Origin of the sequence: Arthrobacter vasquezii (assembly GCF_029455255.1) — a bacterium.
In the GTDB taxonomy this organism is placed as follows: domain Bacteria; phylum Actinomycetota; class Actinomycetes; order Actinomycetales; family Micrococcaceae; genus Arthrobacter_D; species Arthrobacter_D parietis.
This window is the reverse complement of record NZ_JAROKN010000126.1, coordinates 1-1,061: the sequence shown is the minus strand read 5'-3', so window position 1 is coordinate 1,061 and position 1,061 is coordinate 1. Positions and strand designations below refer to the sequence as shown.

General features: G+C 67.4%; 1 protein-coding gene. It reads left to right on the top strand.

Annotated elements, in window-relative coordinates:
- On the top strand, positions 1-1,061 hold a 1,061-nt coding region (locus P4U43_RS17905), incomplete at both ends, for an FAD-binding and (Fe-S)-binding domain-containing protein (RefSeq protein WP_277359950.1).

Below are 1,061 nucleotides of genomic sequence, written 5' to 3'. Positions count from 1 at the left end.
CGCCCGCGGGAGCGCCCGCGCATGCCGGGTGGGAGGACGCGGCCGTTCCGCCGGAGCGCCTCGGCGATTACCTGCGCGAGTTCGACGAACTCCTGCTCACCCATCACCTCACAGGATTCCCGTTCGGCCACTTCGGCGACGGCTGCGTCCACGTGAGGCTGGACTTCCCCTTCCAGCACGACGACGGCGCCGCAGTCTTCCGCGCTTTCCTCACCGATGCGGCGCGTTTGGTCGCATCGTACGGCGGATCTCTGTCCGGCGAACACGGCGATGGGCGGGCGCGCAGCGAGCTCCTCCCCTTCATGTACACGCCCGCGGCCCTGTCCTTGTTCGGCAAGGTGAAGGGCATTCTCGACCCGGACAACATCCTCAACCCGGGAGTGCTCGTTGATCCTGAGCCGCTGGACGTGAACGTCCGCGTAGCTGAGGCCGGCCCGCTGCGTACCGGACTGGCGTTCGGTTACGAACATGACGACGGCGACTTCAACCAGGCGGTCCACCGCTGCACCGGCGTGGGCCAGTGCCGCGCCGCGCACAGGGATAACCAGACGGTGATGTGTCCGTCCTACATCGCGACGCTGGAGGAGAAGGACTCTACTCGGGGCCGCGCCCGGGCGTTGCAGGAGATGATCAACGGCAGCGTTGTTGGCGGTGCGGCTGTCGGTCACAACCACGGCAAGCCGAACTGGCGGGCGCCGGAGGTTCATGAGGCACTCGATCTGTGCCTGTCGTGCAAGGGGTGCGCCTCGGATTGTCCTACGGGCATCGACATGGCGTCCTATAAGGCGGAAGTGCTGCACCAGAGTTACAAGGGTCGGATCCGACCGGCGTCGCACTATTCGCTCGGCTGGTTGCCGCGGTGGGCAATGCTGGCCTCGGTTGCACCGCGCGTTGTGAATGCGCTGGTGAGCCTGCCGGGTCTGGGGAAGCTTGGGTTGCGGCTTGCGGGAGTGGACCAGCGCCGAAGGATCCCCGCCTTCGCGCCGCAGACGTTCCACAAGTGGTTCGGGTCGCGGCCGGCCTCCCACGTGTCGCAGGCGTTCGACGTGGCGCCGGCGTCC